At 66.1% G+C, this 15,280-nt stretch carries 15 protein-coding genes; 4 read left to right on the top strand and 11 right to left on the bottom strand.

Features of this window, described 5'->3' with window-relative positions; genetic code table 11:
- Window positions 1–185: 185 nt before the first annotated feature.
- Window positions 186–1,262, top strand: a complete 1,077-nt coding sequence (gene disA / locus ACTAQI_RS17955) for a DNA integrity scanning diadenylate cyclase DisA (protein ID WP_457947661.1) — start codon at window positions 186–188, stop codon at window positions 1,260–1,262.
- Window positions 1,263–1,382: 120 nt separating this feature from the next.
- Here disA and ACTAQI_RS17950 read toward each other — a convergent pair whose 3' ends face one another.
- On the bottom strand, window positions 1,383–2,078 hold the full coding sequence (locus ACTAQI_RS17950) for a hypothetical protein (RefSeq protein ID WP_457947660.1): 696 nt from the start codon (window positions 2,076–2,078) through the stop codon (window positions 1,383–1,385).
- 181 nt (window positions 2,079–2,259) lie between these two features.
- Between ACTAQI_RS17950 and ACTAQI_RS17945 the strand changes: the two genes are divergently transcribed.
- The 3 genes from ACTAQI_RS17945 to ACTAQI_RS17935 all read left to right on the top strand — a co-directional run bounded on the left by ACTAQI_RS17945 (window position 2,260) and on the right by ACTAQI_RS17935 (window position 4,243).
- Entirely contained in the window at window positions 2,260–3,180 is a 921-nt protein-coding gene (locus ACTAQI_RS17945) for an A/G-specific adenine glycosylase (protein ID WP_457951103.1), read from the top strand.
- 59 nt (window positions 3,181–3,239) lie between these two features.
- Window positions 3,240–3,671: a DUF3592 domain-containing protein gene (locus ACTAQI_RS17940; RefSeq protein ID WP_457947659.1), complete on the top strand. Its 432-nt coding sequence runs from the start codon at window positions 3,240–3,242 to the stop codon at window positions 3,669–3,671.
- A 77-nt stretch (window positions 3,672–3,748) separates the two neighbouring features.
- Window positions 3,749–4,243 carry a hypothetical protein gene (locus ACTAQI_RS17935; protein WP_457947657.1) on the top strand — a complete coding sequence of 165 codons (495 nt, stop codon included), beginning with the start codon at window positions 3,749–3,751 and terminating at the stop codon, window positions 4,241–4,243.
- Between the two features lie 20 nt (window positions 4,244–4,263).
- Here ACTAQI_RS17935 and ACTAQI_RS17930 read toward each other — a convergent pair whose 3' ends face one another.
- From ACTAQI_RS17930 to lysS, 10 genes are all read right to left on the bottom strand, one after another.
- Window positions 4,264–4,437 carry a hypothetical protein gene (locus ACTAQI_RS17930; RefSeq protein ID WP_457947655.1) on the bottom strand — a complete coding sequence of 58 codons (174 nt, stop codon included), beginning with the start codon at window positions 4,435–4,437 and terminating at the stop codon, window positions 4,264–4,266.
- Window positions 4,438–4,472: 35 nt separating this feature from the next.
- Complete coding sequence (dhaM, locus tag ACTAQI_RS17925) at window positions 4,473–5,195, bottom strand: dihydroxyacetone kinase phosphoryl donor subunit DhaM (RefSeq protein WP_457947654.1); 723 nt, start codon at window positions 5,193–5,195, stop codon at window positions 4,473–4,475.
- Window positions 5,192–5,824: a dihydroxyacetone kinase subunit DhaL gene (gene dhaL / locus ACTAQI_RS17920; RefSeq protein ID WP_457947652.1), complete on the bottom strand. Its 633-nt coding sequence runs from the start codon at window positions 5,822–5,824 to the stop codon at window positions 5,192–5,194. The genes dhaM and dhaL overlap by 4 nt, the downstream gene beginning before the upstream one ends.
- 2 nt (window positions 5,825–5,826) lie before the next feature.
- Window positions 5,827–6,828 (bottom strand): dihydroxyacetone kinase subunit DhaK, encoded by a 1,002-nt coding sequence (gene dhaK, locus ACTAQI_RS17915; protein WP_457947650.1) that lies wholly within the window; start codon window positions 6,826–6,828, stop codon window positions 5,827–5,829.
- 249 nt (window positions 6,829–7,077) lie between these two features.
- Window positions 7,078–7,587: an amino-acid N-acetyltransferase gene (locus ACTAQI_RS17910; RefSeq protein ID WP_457947648.1), complete on the bottom strand. Its 510-nt coding sequence runs from the start codon at window positions 7,585–7,587 to the stop codon at window positions 7,078–7,080.
- A gap of 159 nt (window positions 7,588–7,746) precedes the next feature.
- Complete coding sequence (locus ACTAQI_RS17905) at window positions 7,747–9,870, bottom strand: prolyl oligopeptidase family serine peptidase (RefSeq protein ID WP_457947647.1); 2,124 nt, start codon at window positions 9,868–9,870, stop codon at window positions 7,747–7,749.
- A gap of 396 nt (window positions 9,871–10,266) precedes the next feature.
- A complete protein-coding gene (locus ACTAQI_RS17900; protein ID WP_457947645.1) occupies window positions 10,267–12,759 on the bottom strand; it encodes an ATP-dependent Clp protease ATP-binding subunit in 2,493 nt (830 codons plus the stop codon).
- Window positions 12,760–13,102: 343 nt separating this feature from the next.
- Window positions 13,103–13,432, bottom strand: a complete 330-nt coding sequence (locus tag ACTAQI_RS17895) for a histone-like nucleoid-structuring protein Lsr2 (protein WP_457947644.1) — start codon at window positions 13,430–13,432, stop codon at window positions 13,103–13,105.
- Between the two features lie 128 nt (window positions 13,433–13,560).
- Window positions 13,561–13,737 carry a hypothetical protein gene (locus ACTAQI_RS17890; protein ID WP_457947642.1) on the bottom strand — a complete coding sequence of 59 codons (177 nt, stop codon included), beginning with the start codon at window positions 13,735–13,737 and terminating at the stop codon, window positions 13,561–13,563.
- Window positions 13,738–13,739: 2 nt separating this feature from the next.
- Window positions 13,740–15,278: a lysine--tRNA ligase gene (gene lysS, locus ACTAQI_RS17885; RefSeq protein ID WP_457947640.1), complete on the bottom strand. Its 1,539-nt coding sequence runs from the start codon at window positions 15,276–15,278 to the stop codon at window positions 13,740–13,742.
- Window positions 15,279–15,280 lie beyond the last annotated feature (2 nt).

The raw sequence follows: 15,280 nt of genomic DNA, 5'->3' as shown, positions 1-15,280 counted from the left end.
GCATTTTTCCTGCCGTACCGGCCACCCCCTAATGGGCCACTTTGGGGCTTGCCTGTGCGGAACTTGGGGATTCTTACCCCTATCATTGAGCTTGCGGGAATCAGAGCACTTTTTGATCCTGCCGGCCAACTGCGGACGCCGGCATTCCTGCGGGTGGCGGTCCGCACCTTTGAAGGGAAACACCTATGGCGCGGAGCCCCGAAGAATCGCTGAGGGCCACTCTGGGCAGGGTTGCACCCGGAACTCCCCTTCGCGATGGCCTGGAGCGGATCCTCCGCGGGCGCACCGGGGCATTGATCGTCCTGGGCTCTGACCGCACCATCGATTCCATCTGCTCGGGCGGATTCGATATCGGCATCGAATTCTCGCCCACCCGGCTGCGGGAATTGGCCAAGATGGACGGCGCCATTATCTGCGACAAGGACGCCGGCAACATCCTGCGGGCCGCCGTCCAGCTGGTCCCGGACTCGAGCATCGAGACGCAGGAATCCGGAACCCGACACCGCACGGCGGAACGGGTGGCCAAGCAGACCGGGGTCCCGGTCATCTCCGTGAGCCAGTCCATGCAGATCATCGCCCTCTACGTCAACGGCCTGCGCCACGTCCTGGAGGGATCAGAGAACGTCCTGGCCCGCGCCAACCAGGCACTTGCCACCCTGGAGCGCTACCGCGCACGGCTGGACCAGGTCACCAGTTCGCTGTCCGCCCTGGAAATCGAGGCAATGGTGACGGTGCGCGACGTTGCCGTGACACTTCAGCGGCAGGAAATGGTCCGCCGCATCTCGGAGGAAATCTCGCAGTATGTCCTGGAACTGGGCGAAGACGGCCGGCTTCTCTCCCTCCAGCTCGACGAACTCACCGTGGGCAGGGGCCCCGGCAGCGACGTGATCATCCGCGACTACGCCAGCCCCAATGCTTCAGCAGAGGACATCGACAAAGCCGTCCATGAACTGGTCAGCCTGGGCCCCACGGAACTGATCGACCTGGGCAAGATTGCGGCGATCGTAGGATTTGCCGGCGGCGAAGCCAATCTCGACGCCGTGGTCCAGCCCCGCGGCTACCGGCTGCTGTCCGGCCTCAAGGCAGTTCCAAAGGCCGTCGCGGACCGCCTGGTGGACCATTTCGGTGGCCTGCAGTTCCTGATGGCCGCCACGATCGACGACCTCATGACCGTTGACGGCATCGGCGACCAGCGCGCCCGCACCGTACGCGAGGGCCTGAGCCGGATGGCCGAGGCAAGCCTCCTGGACCGCTTCCTCTAAAGCACCACCCCGGCTCCCCCGCAGCGGGCAATCCCGGCGGCTTTCCCTCATCGATTGCTGAGCATGTGCCGTTTTCAGCCCTGAGACCGACAATTACTCAGCAATGGATGGGTGTGGGGCTCAGTTCAGCTGAAAGACGGCCTTGGGGCTGGCCCGTGAACCCAGCTTCGCGGTGAAGATGTAGTACGCCCCGCCGCCACCGGGGGCTGCCGCCACTGCTTTGCAGCCATCGGCGCTGCGGTTCCGGCTCCACGGGAAGTTGGCGGTTTCGCTGGCGCCAGGGGCAATCACCTTGACCAGGTCATCGCTCGATGCCTGGCAGTCCTTTGACGAGAAGATCCGGTCAGAGCCGCTGGTCACCAGGAATTCCATCTGTGAGGTCCCAATGTTGACTTCACAGGCGACGGTGCCGCCGTTGGTCACCTTCAGGGTGAGCAGCGGATTTTCCCCCGGTCCATACACCGGCTTGTCAGTGGCTGCCGAGACGGTCACCAGGTTCTGGTTGCAGGTGGGGGTCGCCGGGGCAGTGGGCGACGGCGTGGCTGACGGAGTTGCGGAGGCGGAAGCAGAAGGGGTGGCGGCAGCAGACGGGGAGGCCGCAGGGTCCGGGGACGAAGGCTGGGTGGATGAAGCCTGCTGCGAACCGCCCTTGAAGGCACCGGCCAGCGCGAAACCGCTGACCACCAGCGCGATCACCAGCAGGAGCGCGCCGCCAGCCACCAGCCGGCGGCGGCGGTACACGGCGGCACCCGGTTTGCGGACGCTGCTGGAACCCGATGCCGTGCCGCGTGCTGGTGAATCGCCTTGCCTGCCCATCCTCCTAGGCTATGGAACGCCGCCGCTTCTGCCCTGCCACCACGCCGCCGGGCCGGCATCGCTCTTGTCACAACCGGGTTGCAGCCGGCCGGAACCCATCCACTACAGTGTTGGCATCGACACTCAAACCTCCCCCGCCACAACCGCCGCGGTCACTCCAGCGGGCCCCGCAGCCCTGGAGATGCTCCACCACCGGATCAACGACTGGTTCGCCGGCATCGCCCGCGACCTTCCCTGGCGCGAGCCCGGCTGCTCCCCCTGGGGCGTGCTGGTCAGCGAAATCATGCTGCAGCAAACCCCCGTGGTCCGGGTGCTCCCCGTCTGGCACGAGTGGCTCAAGCGGTGGCCCACGCCCGCCGGGCTGGCCGGGGAACCCGCCGGGGAAGCTGTCCGGTCGTGGGGCAGGCTGGGCTACCCGCGCCGCGCGCTTCGGCTGCACGCCGCGGCCACGGCGATCGTGCAGGACCACGGCGGCAAGGTCCCGGACACCTACGCGGAACTGCTGGCCCTGCCCGGGGTGGGCAGCTACACCGCCGCGGCAGTGGCGGCGTTCGCGTACGGCCGCCGGGAAACGGTGGTGGACACCAATATCCGCAGGGTGCACGCCCGCCTGGTCTCCGGCGTCGCGCTTCCCGCCCCCGCGCTGACCGCGGCGGAGATGCGCGTGGCCGCCGCCCTGTTGCCGGACGACGACGAAACCTCCGTTCGCTGGAACGCTGCGGTCATGGAACTTGGGGCTTTGGTGTGCACGGCCCGGGCGCCAAAGTGCGCCGCCTGCCCGGTGAAGGATTCCTGTGCGTGGCTGGCGGCAGGCGAGCCCCCGCCGTCGTACGTTCCCAAGGGCCAGGCGTGGCACGGCACCGACCGCCAGGTCCGCGGCGCCGTCCTGGCCGTGCTCCGGCTGGCGGAAACCCCCGTACCGCCGGACATGTTCCAGCGCGAACCAGCCGATCTTGGCTATGCCCCTGAAGGAATTGGCGTGCCGCTGGCCGCCCTGCACCGGCTCAACTCCGCCCCTGAACAGCTGGAACGGGCGCTGGCGGGGCTCCTGGCGGACGGGCTGGCAGAGATGCACGACGGCGGCTACCGGCTCCCAGCCTGACCCACCGGCGGCGGGGGCCCGGATGGCATACTTCTTGGTGACCGGAACCGGGGGAAGCCATGAAGACAATTCTGTACATCGTGTGGGCGCTGTTCGTCGCCGCCGCGATATTTTCACTGCTCTACGCGGCGCGCAGTACCAAGCGCCAGGAACAGCAGATGGCGTCCTGGCCCAAGGCGCAGGCAACCGTCACCGGCAGCGCCACCGGCTGGACCAGCGGCGTGGGCAGCTCCAACCGGAACCTCCGCTACTACCCCACGTACCAGTTCACCGACCCGCATGGCACCCTCTTCATGGGCAAGTCTGAGATCTCCGAAGTGGAGCAGCCCGTGCCGGGCTCACTGATCGAGGTGGCCTACAACCCGGCCAACCCCAATGAGTCACTCCAGGTGTCCTCGGAGCCGCGAACGGTCATGGGCTGCCTGATTGCGTTTTTCGCGGTCTTTGCCATCGCCCTGTTCTGGTTCATCGGCGTCTTCCCGCTGGGTTAGGGCGGCGGGCATAACAATGCTGCCGCCAAAAGCGGCCGGCCCCGTTGATGCGCTTCAACCGGACGTAGCCTGAAGGCATGCGAAAGCCCGGACTGCTCCTGGCACTGATGACGACGGCGTCACTCATCTCGGCCTGCGACCCGGCCGGCAGCGCGTGTCCGGCAATCACCCAGGCCACCGCCGTCGCCGTGACGGTCACCGCCGGCTACTCACCGCGGGTGGCGACGCTGCACCTCAGGGCCTGCCAGGACGGCACCTGCGCGGAGGACGGCGTCGAACTGCGGCCGGGCAGCTCCTCCATCGGGCAGGGATGCAACACCGAGGGCGCCTGTTCAGCCACTGCCTCGCCCGATGGCACCAAGGTGGGGACCCTGATGCTGGCCGCCCTGACGGAATCACCCATGACGGTTACCGCTTCGGGCACGGCACCGGATGGAACCGCCCTGCCGGTGCTCACCCTGGAGTTACAGCCCAAGGTGCTGTATCCGTTCGGTGAGCAGTGTGGGAAGGTCCTGTCGGCAGCTGTCGTGTTGGACGACGCCGGGCTGCACCAACAGCCTGCGTCCGGGTAAATGTCCGGGGAAGCGCCCGGCTAGAACAGCGCGGGCTGGGTGAAGGTGTCGCCTTCAGGGGTTCCAGGCAACGGGCCGCCGCCCACGGGCTCGGCGCTCCAGTCGAAGCCGAGTTCCGCCAGCAGTTCCTCCACTGAGATTTGGCCGTCCAGCACTTCGATTTCCTGGGAATTTTCTGCAAGCGGCCGTTCCATGGCATCGAGCTTATTCCCAGGAAGCGGGATGGGGCTCAGGGCTCGCCGAAGCCGGCCTCCACCAGGCCGCCAACGTACTCCACTGCACGTTCCGCATCCGCTCCCCATGCCTCCACGTGCAGCACGGTGCCCTTCCCCGCCCCCAGGGTCATCAAGCCAGTCATGGACGCGCCGTCCACCCCGTTGATGGTCACCTCCGCGTCAAGCGAGGCAAGGCCCCCTGCCACCTTCGCGGCAGGCCTGGCGTGCATGCCGGCCTGGTTGACCAGCTCAAAGTCGCCGGTGAAGTCAGGCGCGGCACTGCTGACAGGTTCCAGCTCCTCCGCCTCGGAAGAAGCCGGCACCTGGTTGGCCGTACCCCGTGCGCCTTCAGCCGCCTTCCGGACCGCCTGCACGTCCGCTCCGCCCTGGGCCGCAACGGCCGCGGCCACCAAGCCTTCCACCAGCGGTGCGTCCGCAAGCAGGACACCGGCAGGGCTTTCCAGGAACTCGAGTGCCGATTCGGCGGTCATCACGGCTGATCCCAGGTCTGTCAGGACCACGGTGCCATCCCCAGCGGCCCCGTGGTCCTGTCCACCCGCCTGCGCGCCCGCCTGTTCAATGGCGGCGAGGACCTTCTCCAGGCTGGTGCCGATCCTGCCGTCGTCGGTGCCCCCGGCCGGCAGGATCACCACGTCCGGCGCCATCTGCGCGGCAAGCTCCACGGCGCCGTCGGCAATCTTTTCACTGTGGGACACCACCACGATGCTTACGGTCACGCAGCCGCCCCAACGGCGGCGCGCAGGATCAGCGCGCTGGAGACTGCTCCGGGATCGCGGTGCCCGGCACTGCGTTCGCCAAGATAGCTGGCGCGTCCTTTCCGCGCCACCATCGGGTCGGTGGCCACCGCTCCCGCCTCGGCAGCCTCAGCGGCCGCCACCAGGACACCCAGGACGTCCGTACTGCCGCCGTCGGCCGCGGCGCGGGCAGCATCAACCGCCGGCGTCCACGCGTCCACCATGGTCTTGTCCCCGGATTCCGCCTTGCCGCGCGCCACGATCCCGTCCCTGGCCGCCTCCAGGGCCCCGGCCCAGGCGGCCGGCTCGATCTCAGCGGAATCACCGAGCGCCGTGGCGGCGCGAAGGAACGCGGTCCCGTAAAGGGGGCCGGCCGCGCCGCCCACCTTGGACATCAGGGTCATGGCGGTCATCTTCAACGCCGCCCCCGGCGTCTCCGGCGTGGCTTCACCAAGTTTGGCAAGGACGGCCTGGAAGCCGCGGTCCATGTTTTCGCCGTGGTCCGAGTCCCCGATGGCGCGGTCCAGTTCAATCAGTTCAACGCGGTGTTCAGCCATGGCCTGCGCACACAGGGTCAACCACTTCACCGCCCAGTTGGCGTCCAGCACCACGGTTACACGCCCCAGCGCAGTGCGGGGGTGTGTACGGGTGCGTCCCAGAGTTCCGTGAGCTCGTCGTCGAGCCGGAGGACCGAGATGGAGCAGCCCTGCATCTCCAGGGCCGTGATGTAGTTGCCCACCAGCGACCGTTCCACCGTGGCGCCAGCATCGGCGAGCACCTGCACGGCCCGCCGGTACACGATGTAGAGCTCGCTCAGCGGAGTGCCGCCCATGCCGTTGACGAAAAGCAGCACTTTGTCCCCGGAGCTGACCTTCAAGTCGGCCAGTACGGGTTCGAGCAGGCGGTTGGTGATGCTGTCCGCGTTTTCCATGGGGATCCGGTGCCTGCCAGGTTCGCCGTGGATGCCGATGCCGATCTCGATCTCATCCTCGGCGAGGTCGAAACTCGGCTTGCCCGCGTGCGGCACAGTGCAGGCTGACAGCGCAACGCCCATGGTCCTGACATTGGCGTTGACCCGTTCGCCGATGGCAGCCACTGCGTCCAGGGCGTCACCGCGTTCGGCAGCAGCACCTGCGATCTTCTCAACCAGCACCGTGCCGCCCACCCCGCGGCGGCCGGCCGTGTACAGCGAGTCCTCAACCGCCACGTCGTCGTTGACCAGCACGGTCCGGACGCTCACGCCCTCCGCCTCGGCCAGTTCGGCCGCCGTCTCAAAGTTCAGGACGTCGCCGGTGTAGTTCTTGACGATATGCACGACGCCGGCACCTGAGTTCACTGCCAGGGTGGCGGGAAGGATCTGGTCCGGCGTTGGCGACGTGAACACCGCCCCCGGCACGGCGGCGTCGAGCATTCCCCGCCCCACGTAGCCGGCGTGAAGTGGCTCGTGACCACTGCCGCCGCCTGAAACCAGCCCCACCTTGCCGGCCACTGGCGCGTCCTTGCGCGTGACGTAGATGGGGTCTTCACTGACGGTGACCAGCCCGGCGTGTGCCAGGCCAAATCCCTGGACAGCTTCCTGGACAACGGATTTTGGATCGTTGATGAGTTTCTTCATGGCGGTGCTCCTGGCTGTGCTCCTGAAGGATGTGTGTCTGACCCTACTACCGGGATCACAGGTGGCGGTAGGTTCCTCTGGCCCCGGTTTTCCGGCGGCTTCCGAAGGCGAGCGGTCCCGGACGCAGCAAAGGGACAGCCCCCAATGACTGTCCCTTTCCTGAGGCCCCCCACATATCGGCCTCCAGTAGTTTATCCATCAATTCGAGTAATGCCAAGAGGGGTTTGCACTGTCCCCCGCCGCGGGTCCCTAAAGGGTGCGTATCATCCGGGTGTTGCCCAGGGTGTTCGGCTTGACCCGCGCCAGGTCCAGGAATTCAGCCACGCCTTCGTCGTGCGAGCGGAGAAGCTCTGAGTACACTTCCGGGTCCACGGCGGACTGGTCCGCCATGACCTCGAAGCCGTGGCGCTTGAAGAAGTCCACCTCGAAGGTAAGGCAGAAGACCCTGGACACTCCGAGGGCCCGGGCTTCCTCCAGTAGGCTTTCCACCAGCACGTGGCCCACCCCTTTGCCGCGCCACTGCCCGGACGCCGCGAGGGTGCGGATTTCGGCCAGGTCCTCCCACATGACGTGCAGGGCCCCGCAGCCGATCATTTCGCCGTCGCTGGACTCCGCAATACGGAACTCCTGGAGGCTCTCGTAGTACGCCACTGTCTCCTTCGCCATGAGGATGCGCTCGTCGGCCAGGGGCGCCACCAGCTTCTTGATGGCAGGGACGTCACTGGTGCGTGCTGGGCGGATGTGGAAGGAATCGGTCACAAAACCATCCTACGAGGCGAAGGCTTTCGGCTCGGTGACTGCGGCATTTACCGCGTGCTCGCTCGTTCCTCGCTTAGACGCACGCTACGTAAATGCCCCAGCCCCCTTCACCTTGGGATCTTCCCCATCGAGCGATGCTTTGTTCCTGTTAGCGGGAATTTAGAGACCGAGTTCAGCCGGCAGATCGGTCTCTTTACCCAGGACGTTCCGCGCCAGGAACCACTCCACCACTTGGTACCAGACCTTGGCGTGCTGCGGCTGGAGGACCCAGTGGTTCTCATCCGGGAAGTAGAGGAACCTGTGGGGCGTCTGCCCGTCCTGGTCCGCCGCGAGCCGGGACTTGGACAGCAGCTCGTACCAGAGCCGCAGGCCCTCGCCGATGGGCACCCGATAGTCCTTGTCGCCGTGGATGACCAGCATGGGCGAACTGATCTTCTCCGCATGCAGGTGCGGCGAATTCTCCAGTGCCATCTCTTCGGTCATTTCCTTCAGCCAGTACTGGGAAGCATCCGTGGTGGGTCCGAACTGGTCCAGCGCCCACAGGCTGGCATGGGTGACGACGGCCTTGAACCGGTCGGTGTTGCCCGCCACCCAGTTGGCCATGTACCCGCCGAAGGAGCCGCCCATCGCAGCAGTCCGGGCCTGATCGATGTCCGGCCTTTCCACCGCAGCGTCCGTGATAGCCATCAGGTCGGTGAACGGCGCCTTGCCCCAGGAGCCCCAGCCGCGCTGGATGTAGGCCTGGCCGTAACCCGTGGACAGTGCAGGATCAGGAAGCAGCACCGCATACCCCTTGGCAGTCAGGAGCCACGGGTTCCACCGCCACGTCCACGCGTTCCAGGATCCCAGGGGACCACCGTGGATCCAGAGCAGCAGCGGCGCAGGCGACTCAGCCGATGCGCCTTCCGGCAGGGCGAGGTATGCGGGCACCCGGGATCCGTCGGCCGCGGTGGCGGCGATGCGTTCCAGGCGCCCAGGGCAGGCCGGGCGTTCCGCAGGTGCTGGCAGGCGGGTGGTTTCCCCGGTGGCCAGGTCAATCCGCACGGCTTCGGCCGGGAATTCGTAGGAGCTCCGCAGGGCATAGGCGTACCGGCCTTCAGGAGAAACAAGGACGTCGGAATAAGCCGCGGCGTCCTGCGTCACCCGGCTGACGCCCACCTCAGCGGCAGCCCCCGGAACGCTGACCCGGAAAACCGGCGACGCGCCGTCGTCGTCCGCTGTGACCAGGATGGCCGAACCGTCCGGAAGCCAAGCTGCGGGCTTGGGCCAGCGGTCCCAGTCGTGGGCAAGGGGCTGCAGGCCGGCGGCATCCGCGGCGGCACCGCCGGAGACATCCAAGAGGTGCATCCTGATCTCGGGAGCACGCTGCGGGGTGGAGTCGCATTCGCTGAGCACCACCAGGGTTTTGCCGTCCGGGCTGACGGGACCCGGGAAATAGCTCATTCCCTCCTGGTCCAGGAGCACCTTGAGGCTGCCCGATGCCACATCCACTGCCACCAGGACGGAGCGGCTGTCCGCTTTGGCGAGGGGCTTGGTGTAGCTGCTGTAGACGGTCTTCCCGTCCGGGCTGGCCACCGTCTCCGCTTCCCTTAGCCGCGGGCCGGCCCCGGCTGTCAGGTTGCGCAGGACCAGGGGAGCCGTCGCGTCAACAGTCGCGGGCTTGCCGGATGCCGCGTCCTCCCCCGCCTCCACGGCGAAGATCCGCGGCTGGTCCGGGCCCAGGTCGGCGTCCCAGTAGCGGACCGGATATTCGCTGTGCAGGATGGCCGAGACCTTCCTGTCCTTGCGCGCCTTGCGCCGCTCAGCGTCGTCGGTCTCATCCGCGGACCCTGCCAGGACCTCGGCGGTCACGAACGCGGCATCGGCGTTCCTTGCCGTCATCACCCGGCTGACGCCGCCGGGCCGGCTCAGGACAACGCGGGCTTCCCCGCCGTCGGCCGGAAGCAGCCACAGCGCGTTGACCGGCTCTTCTTCCGGACTGTCCGGATCGGGGCGCGCGGACGTGAAGTAAACGTCCCCGTTGGCCGCGAAAGCGGCGCCGGCCTCGCCCTTTGCACTCCGGGTGATGCGCCGCGCGTGCTTCTGCCCGGCCGGATCCAGCTCCCACAGTGCGGTGGCGAACTCGGTGCCCTTGCCGTTCAGGGTGCTGACAGTGGTGACCAGCCGTGAGCCGTCCGGACTCAGGGCCAGGCCACTTACCCGCGGGATGGACAGGTAGTGGTCGAGGTCGTGGAAAGGGGTCAGTGGTTGCTCGTCCGGGATCGCCGGATTCTGATTAGCCATGCCCCCGATTCAACACGGTTTGTGCCCCGCATCACAGTCGCCACGCTCCCCTGCGTCCTTCCGAGGCTCAGTCCCGCACCGGCACCTCGTGCGGAAAGTACGTGACGAGTCCAAGGCAGAGCGGCGGCATGAACGGCCCCAAACCGCATAACCGGTGTCGGGCAGCACCGGTTATGCGGGGAAGGGCCGCTCAAGTCCGGAAGGCACCCAGCGAGGGTGCCGGGGTCATTTGTGTAGCTTGCGTCAAAGCGAGGAACGAGCAGCAAGCGGCAAATGGCGCCGGTGCCGGAGCGGACCCCGCCACGGATGAAAGCGCCGGACGCAGCCACGGATGTTGGAGTAGACGCAGAAAGCCCCGCCGCTCCTTGCGGAGTGGCGGGGCTTTGGCTGTGGAGGCTAGACGCTCGGGGCGATCTCCGGGATGCGCGGCTTGGCGTTGCCGGCGAAGGTGAACTTCGCGTCGTCGCCTTCGCCTTCGACATCCACTACGACGATGTCGCCGGGGTGGATCTCGCCGAACAGGATCTTCTCGGAGAGCTGGTCCTCGATCTCGCGCTGGATGGTGCGGCGCAGCGGCCGGGCACCCATGGCGGGGTCGTAGCCGCGGGTTGCCAGGAGCACCTTGGCGGCCTTGGTGAGCTCGATGCCCATGTCCTTGTCCTTGAGTCGCTTCTCCAGGCGGGTGACGAACAGGTCGACGATCTCGATGATCTCGTCCTGGGTCAGCTGCGGGAACACCACGACGTCGTCAACACGGTTCAGGAACTCGGGGCGGAAGTGCTGCTTGAGTTCCTCCGTGACACGGGCACGCATGCGGTTGTAGCCGGTCTGCGTGTCGGTGCCGGACTGGAAACCGGTGGCGACACTCTTGGAGATGTCCCGGGTACCGAGGTTGGTGGTCATGATGATCACGGTGTTCTTGAAGTCCACCACGCGGCCCTGGGAGTCGGTCAGGCGGCCGTCTTCCAGGATCTGCAGCAGCGAGTTGAAGAGGTCCGCGTGGGCCTTCTCCACTTCGTCGAACAGCACCACGGAGAACGGACGGCGGCGGACCTTCTCGGTCAGCTGACCACCCTCTTCGTAGCCCACGTAGCCCGGAGGGGCACCGAAGAGCCGCGAAACGGTGTGCTTCTCGGAGTACTCGGACATGTCCAGGGTGATGAGGGCGTCCTCTTCACCGAACAGGAACTCCGCGAGTGCCTTGGCGAGCTCGGTCTTGCCGACGCCGGTGGGGCCGGCGAAGATGAACGAGCCACCGGGACGCTTGGGGTCCTTGAGTCCTGCACGGGTGCGGCGGATGGCCTGGGACAGTGCCTTGATGGCCTCGTCCTGGCCCACCACGCGCTTGTGCAGTTCATCTTCCATCTTGAGCAGGCGCGAGGACTCTTCCTCGGTCAGCTTGAAGACGGGGATGCCGGTGGAGTTGGCCAGCACCTCGGCGATGAGATCCTCATCCACCTCGGAGATGTCGTCCATGCCGCCGGACTTCCAGTGCCGCTCCTTCTCCGACCGCTCGGAGATCATCTTCTGCTCCTTGTCGCGGAGCGCTGCGGCACCTTCGAAGTCCTGGGCGTCGATGGCGGATTCCTTCTCCATCTTCAGCTTCGCGATGCGCTCGTCCATGGCCTTGAGCTCCGGCGGAGCGGTCATGCGGCGGATGCGCAGGCGGGCGCCGGCCTCGTCGATCAGGTCGATGGCCTTGTCCGGCAGGAAGCGGTCCGAGATGTAGCGCTCGGCGAGGCTGGCAGCGGAGGCCAGGGCACCGTCGGTGATGGTGACACGGTGGTGTGCCTCGTACCGGTCGCGCAGGCCCTTGAGGATCTCAATGGCGTGTGCCACCGAGGGTTCCTTGACCTGGATCGGCTGGAAGCGGCGCTCCAGAGCAGCGTCCTTCTCGATGTGCTTGCGGTACTCATCCAGCGTGGTGGCACCAATGGTCTGCAGCTCGCCGCGGGCCAGCATGGGCTTCAGGATCGAGGCTGCGTCGATGGCGCCTTCGGCGGCACCCGCACCCACCAGGGTGTGGATCTCGTCGATGAACAGGATGATGTCGCCGCGGGTGCGGATCTCCTTGAGGACCTTCTTCAGGCGCTCTTCGAAGTCACCGCGGTAGCGGGAGCCTGCCACCAGGGACCCGAGGTCCAGGGTGTACAGCTGCTTGTCCTTGATGGTCTCCGGGACGTCGCCGCGGACGATCGCCTGGGCAAGGCCTTCGACGACGGCCGTCTTGCCGACGCCGGGCTCACCGATGAGGACCGGGTTGTTCTTGGTGCGGCGGGAAAGGACCTGCATGACGCGTTCCATTTCCTGCTCGCGGCCGATCACCGGGTCCAGCTTGTTCTCGCGCGCAGCCTGGGTCAGGTTGCGGCCGAACTGGTCCAGGACCACGGAACCGGCGGGGGCGCCCTCGGGCTGTCCGCCGCCGACGCCTGCGCCGGTGGTTTCCTTGCCCTGGTAGCCGGAGAGGAGCTGGATGACCTGCTGGCGGACCCGGTTGAGGTCGGCGCCGAGCTTGACCAGAACCTGGGCGGCAACGCCTTCACCTTCACGGATCAGGCCGAGCAGGATGTGCTCCGTGCCGATGTAGTTGTGGCCCAGCTGCAGGGCTTCGCGCAGCGAGAGCTCCAGTACCTTCTTGGCACGGGGGGTGAAGGGGATGTGACCGGAGGGAGCCTGCTGGCCCTGCCCGATGATCTCCTGCACCTGCTCGCGAACGCCGTCGAGCGAAATGCTCAAGGACTCAAGAGCTTTGGCGGCAACGCCCTCACCCTCATGGATCAGACCCAAGAGGATGTGTTCGGTACCGATGTAATTGTGGTTCAGCATGCGTGCCTCTTCTTGGGCAAGCACAACTACGCGACGGGCACGGTCCGTAAATCGCTCAAACATTTCGCCACACTCCTAGCTACGACGTACTTTGATGCTACGTGGCCGCTCCTGAGTTGTGGAGCGTGTTCGCCACAGGGGAAACCGTGCCCCTTGCGGGAATAACGGTGGCGGGCAGTTGCGGGCGCGGCGAACCGGCCAGCAAGGCGGAGCAGTGGCAGGCGGACGCACCGGCAGGGGCGCTCACAGCCCGGCAAATACTGCCGGCAACAAGAGTCCACGACAACGCCCCAATTGGGCCAAAGGACCAAGTGCCGAAGATGCCGGTAGCAGTAATTTCCGAAAATTGAAAAACCCCGCCCCGCCTGGCGGCGGTAGCGGGGTTTCAGTGGAGCTAAAGGCGGTCCTAGGAATTTGCCTTTTGGTAGGCTTCCTGGATTTCGGCCTGAATTCGGCCGCGGCTGTTAACGGTGTAACCGTTATCCCGCGCCCATTGCCGGATTTGCGCCGAATCGTGGCTGCGGCCACCCGTTGCCGCCTTTGCCCGCTGGGCGCGGCCTCCGGATGCCTTGCGGGCTGCAGTGATGAACCTCTCCAGTGAAGACCGAAGTTCTGCGGCATTGGCTGCCGACAGGTCTATCTCGTAGTTGGCCCCATCGAGGCCGAACTTAACATTCTCGTCTGCGGATCCCCCATCCAGATCATCAACGAGGATGATGTTTACTTTCTGTGCCATTAAAGGTCTTCCTCTTGGGTTTTCAGAAAAGCAGGATGTTTCCCGAAAAAAGTATGACTCTTATCTTGGCAACGCGTCAAAGCGCCTAATGGTTCCTTGGGGATAAACCTGGAAAGTAGGGGGTTTATCTATTTGGATTCCGAACCCGGGCGGTCCGTGGGCTGCACCGGGAGGGAATCCGCTTCGGCCTGGGCGCGGGCTTCCGCCTGCCGCTCGGCCTTGTCCGCGTTGAAGATGGCTTTCATGGCAAACCAGAAAAGCAGGCCCACCACGAGGGAGGGAAGAATGACTGCTACGTACTCCATGGTCAGTGCCCTTCGGGCTTCAGCAGGGGGAACAGGATGGTTTCGCGGATTCCGGCTCCGGTGAAGAGCATCACCAGCCGGTCGATGCCCAGGCCGATGCCGCCCATGGGCGGAGCACCGTATTCCAGGGCGCGCAGGAAGTCCTCATCAAGCTGCATGGCCTCGACGTCGCCGGCAGCTGCGTGCATGGACTGTTCGGTGAGCCGCTCGCGCTGGATGACGGGGTCGATCAGCTCGGAGAAGGCGGTGCCGCGCTCCATGCCGCCGATGATCAGGTCCCAGGCCTCGATCAGCCGGCCGTCCTCGCGGTGCGGGCGGGCCAGCGGCTGCGCGGAGGGCGGGTAGTCGTAGACAAAGGTGGGGTTCAGCAGGGTGGGCTCCACGATTTCACCGAAGAGCTCCACTACAAGCTTCTCGGCGTCCCACTTGGGGTCCACCTTGACGTCGTGCTTGGCTGCAAGCTCCCGAAGCACCTCAACGGACGTGTCCGGCGTGATCTCTTGCCCAACGGCGTCGGAAAGTCCGGGGTATACGGCCAGCCAGGTCCACTCGCCGTCGAGGTTGATCTCCCCCGCCTCGGTCTGCAGGACGCGTCCGGCACCCACGGCGTCTGCGGCGTCGAGGATGATTTCCTTGATCCGTTCGGCCATGACGAACTGGTCGGCCCAGGCCTCGTAGCACTCAAGGGTGGTGAATTCGGGGCTGTGGGTGGAGTCCACGCCCTCGTTCCGGAATACGCGGCCCATGTCGTAGACGCGGTCGATTCCGCCCACCACGGCGCGCTTGAGGTACAGCTCGGTGGCGATGCGCAGGGTCATCTTCTGGTCGAAGGCGTTCATGTGGGTCTCGAACGGCCGCGCCAGGGCACCACCGTGTACCAGGTTAAGGATGGGCGTTTCCACTTCAACGTAGCGGTGCCGGAAGAGCGTCTCGCGGATGGAGCGGGTGATGGCGGCGCGGGTGTAGACCATTTCGCGCGCCTCATCGCGGACCATCAGGTCAACGTAGCGCTGGCGGACGCGGGTTTCCTCGTTCAGGTCCGCGTGCAGCACCGGCAGCGGGCGCAGGGCCTTGGAGGCCATGGACCAGGATTCGGCCATGACGGACAGTTCGCCGCGGCGCGAGGAGATGACCTCGCCCTTGATATATACGTGGTCGCCCAGGTCAACCAGGGCCTTCCAGTCCGCGAGCGCTTCCTCGCCCACGTTGGCCAGGCTCAGCATGGCCTGCAGGCGCGTTCCCTTGCCGTCGGTGCCGCCTTCCTGCAGTGTGGCGAAGCAGAGCTTTCCGGTGTTGCGGACAAAGACCACGCGGCCGGTGACGCCCACGGTGTCGCCGGTGGTGTCGTCCGCCTCAAGGTGGGCGTACTTTTCCCGGATCTCGGCGAGGGAGTGCGTGCGTTCCACTCCCACGGGGTACGCCTCCGTGCCGCGCTCAAGAAGTTTGGCGCGCTTTTCCATGCGGATCCGCATCTGCTCGCTGGCGTCGATGGGCTCTGGGGCATTCTTGGGCGCGGGGGTGTTTTGGGAAGTCACAATCATCA

The sequence above is a fragment of the Pseudarthrobacter sp. alpha12b genome (assembly GCF_054130495.1).
This window is presented reverse-complemented; position numbering and strand designations above follow the sequence as displayed.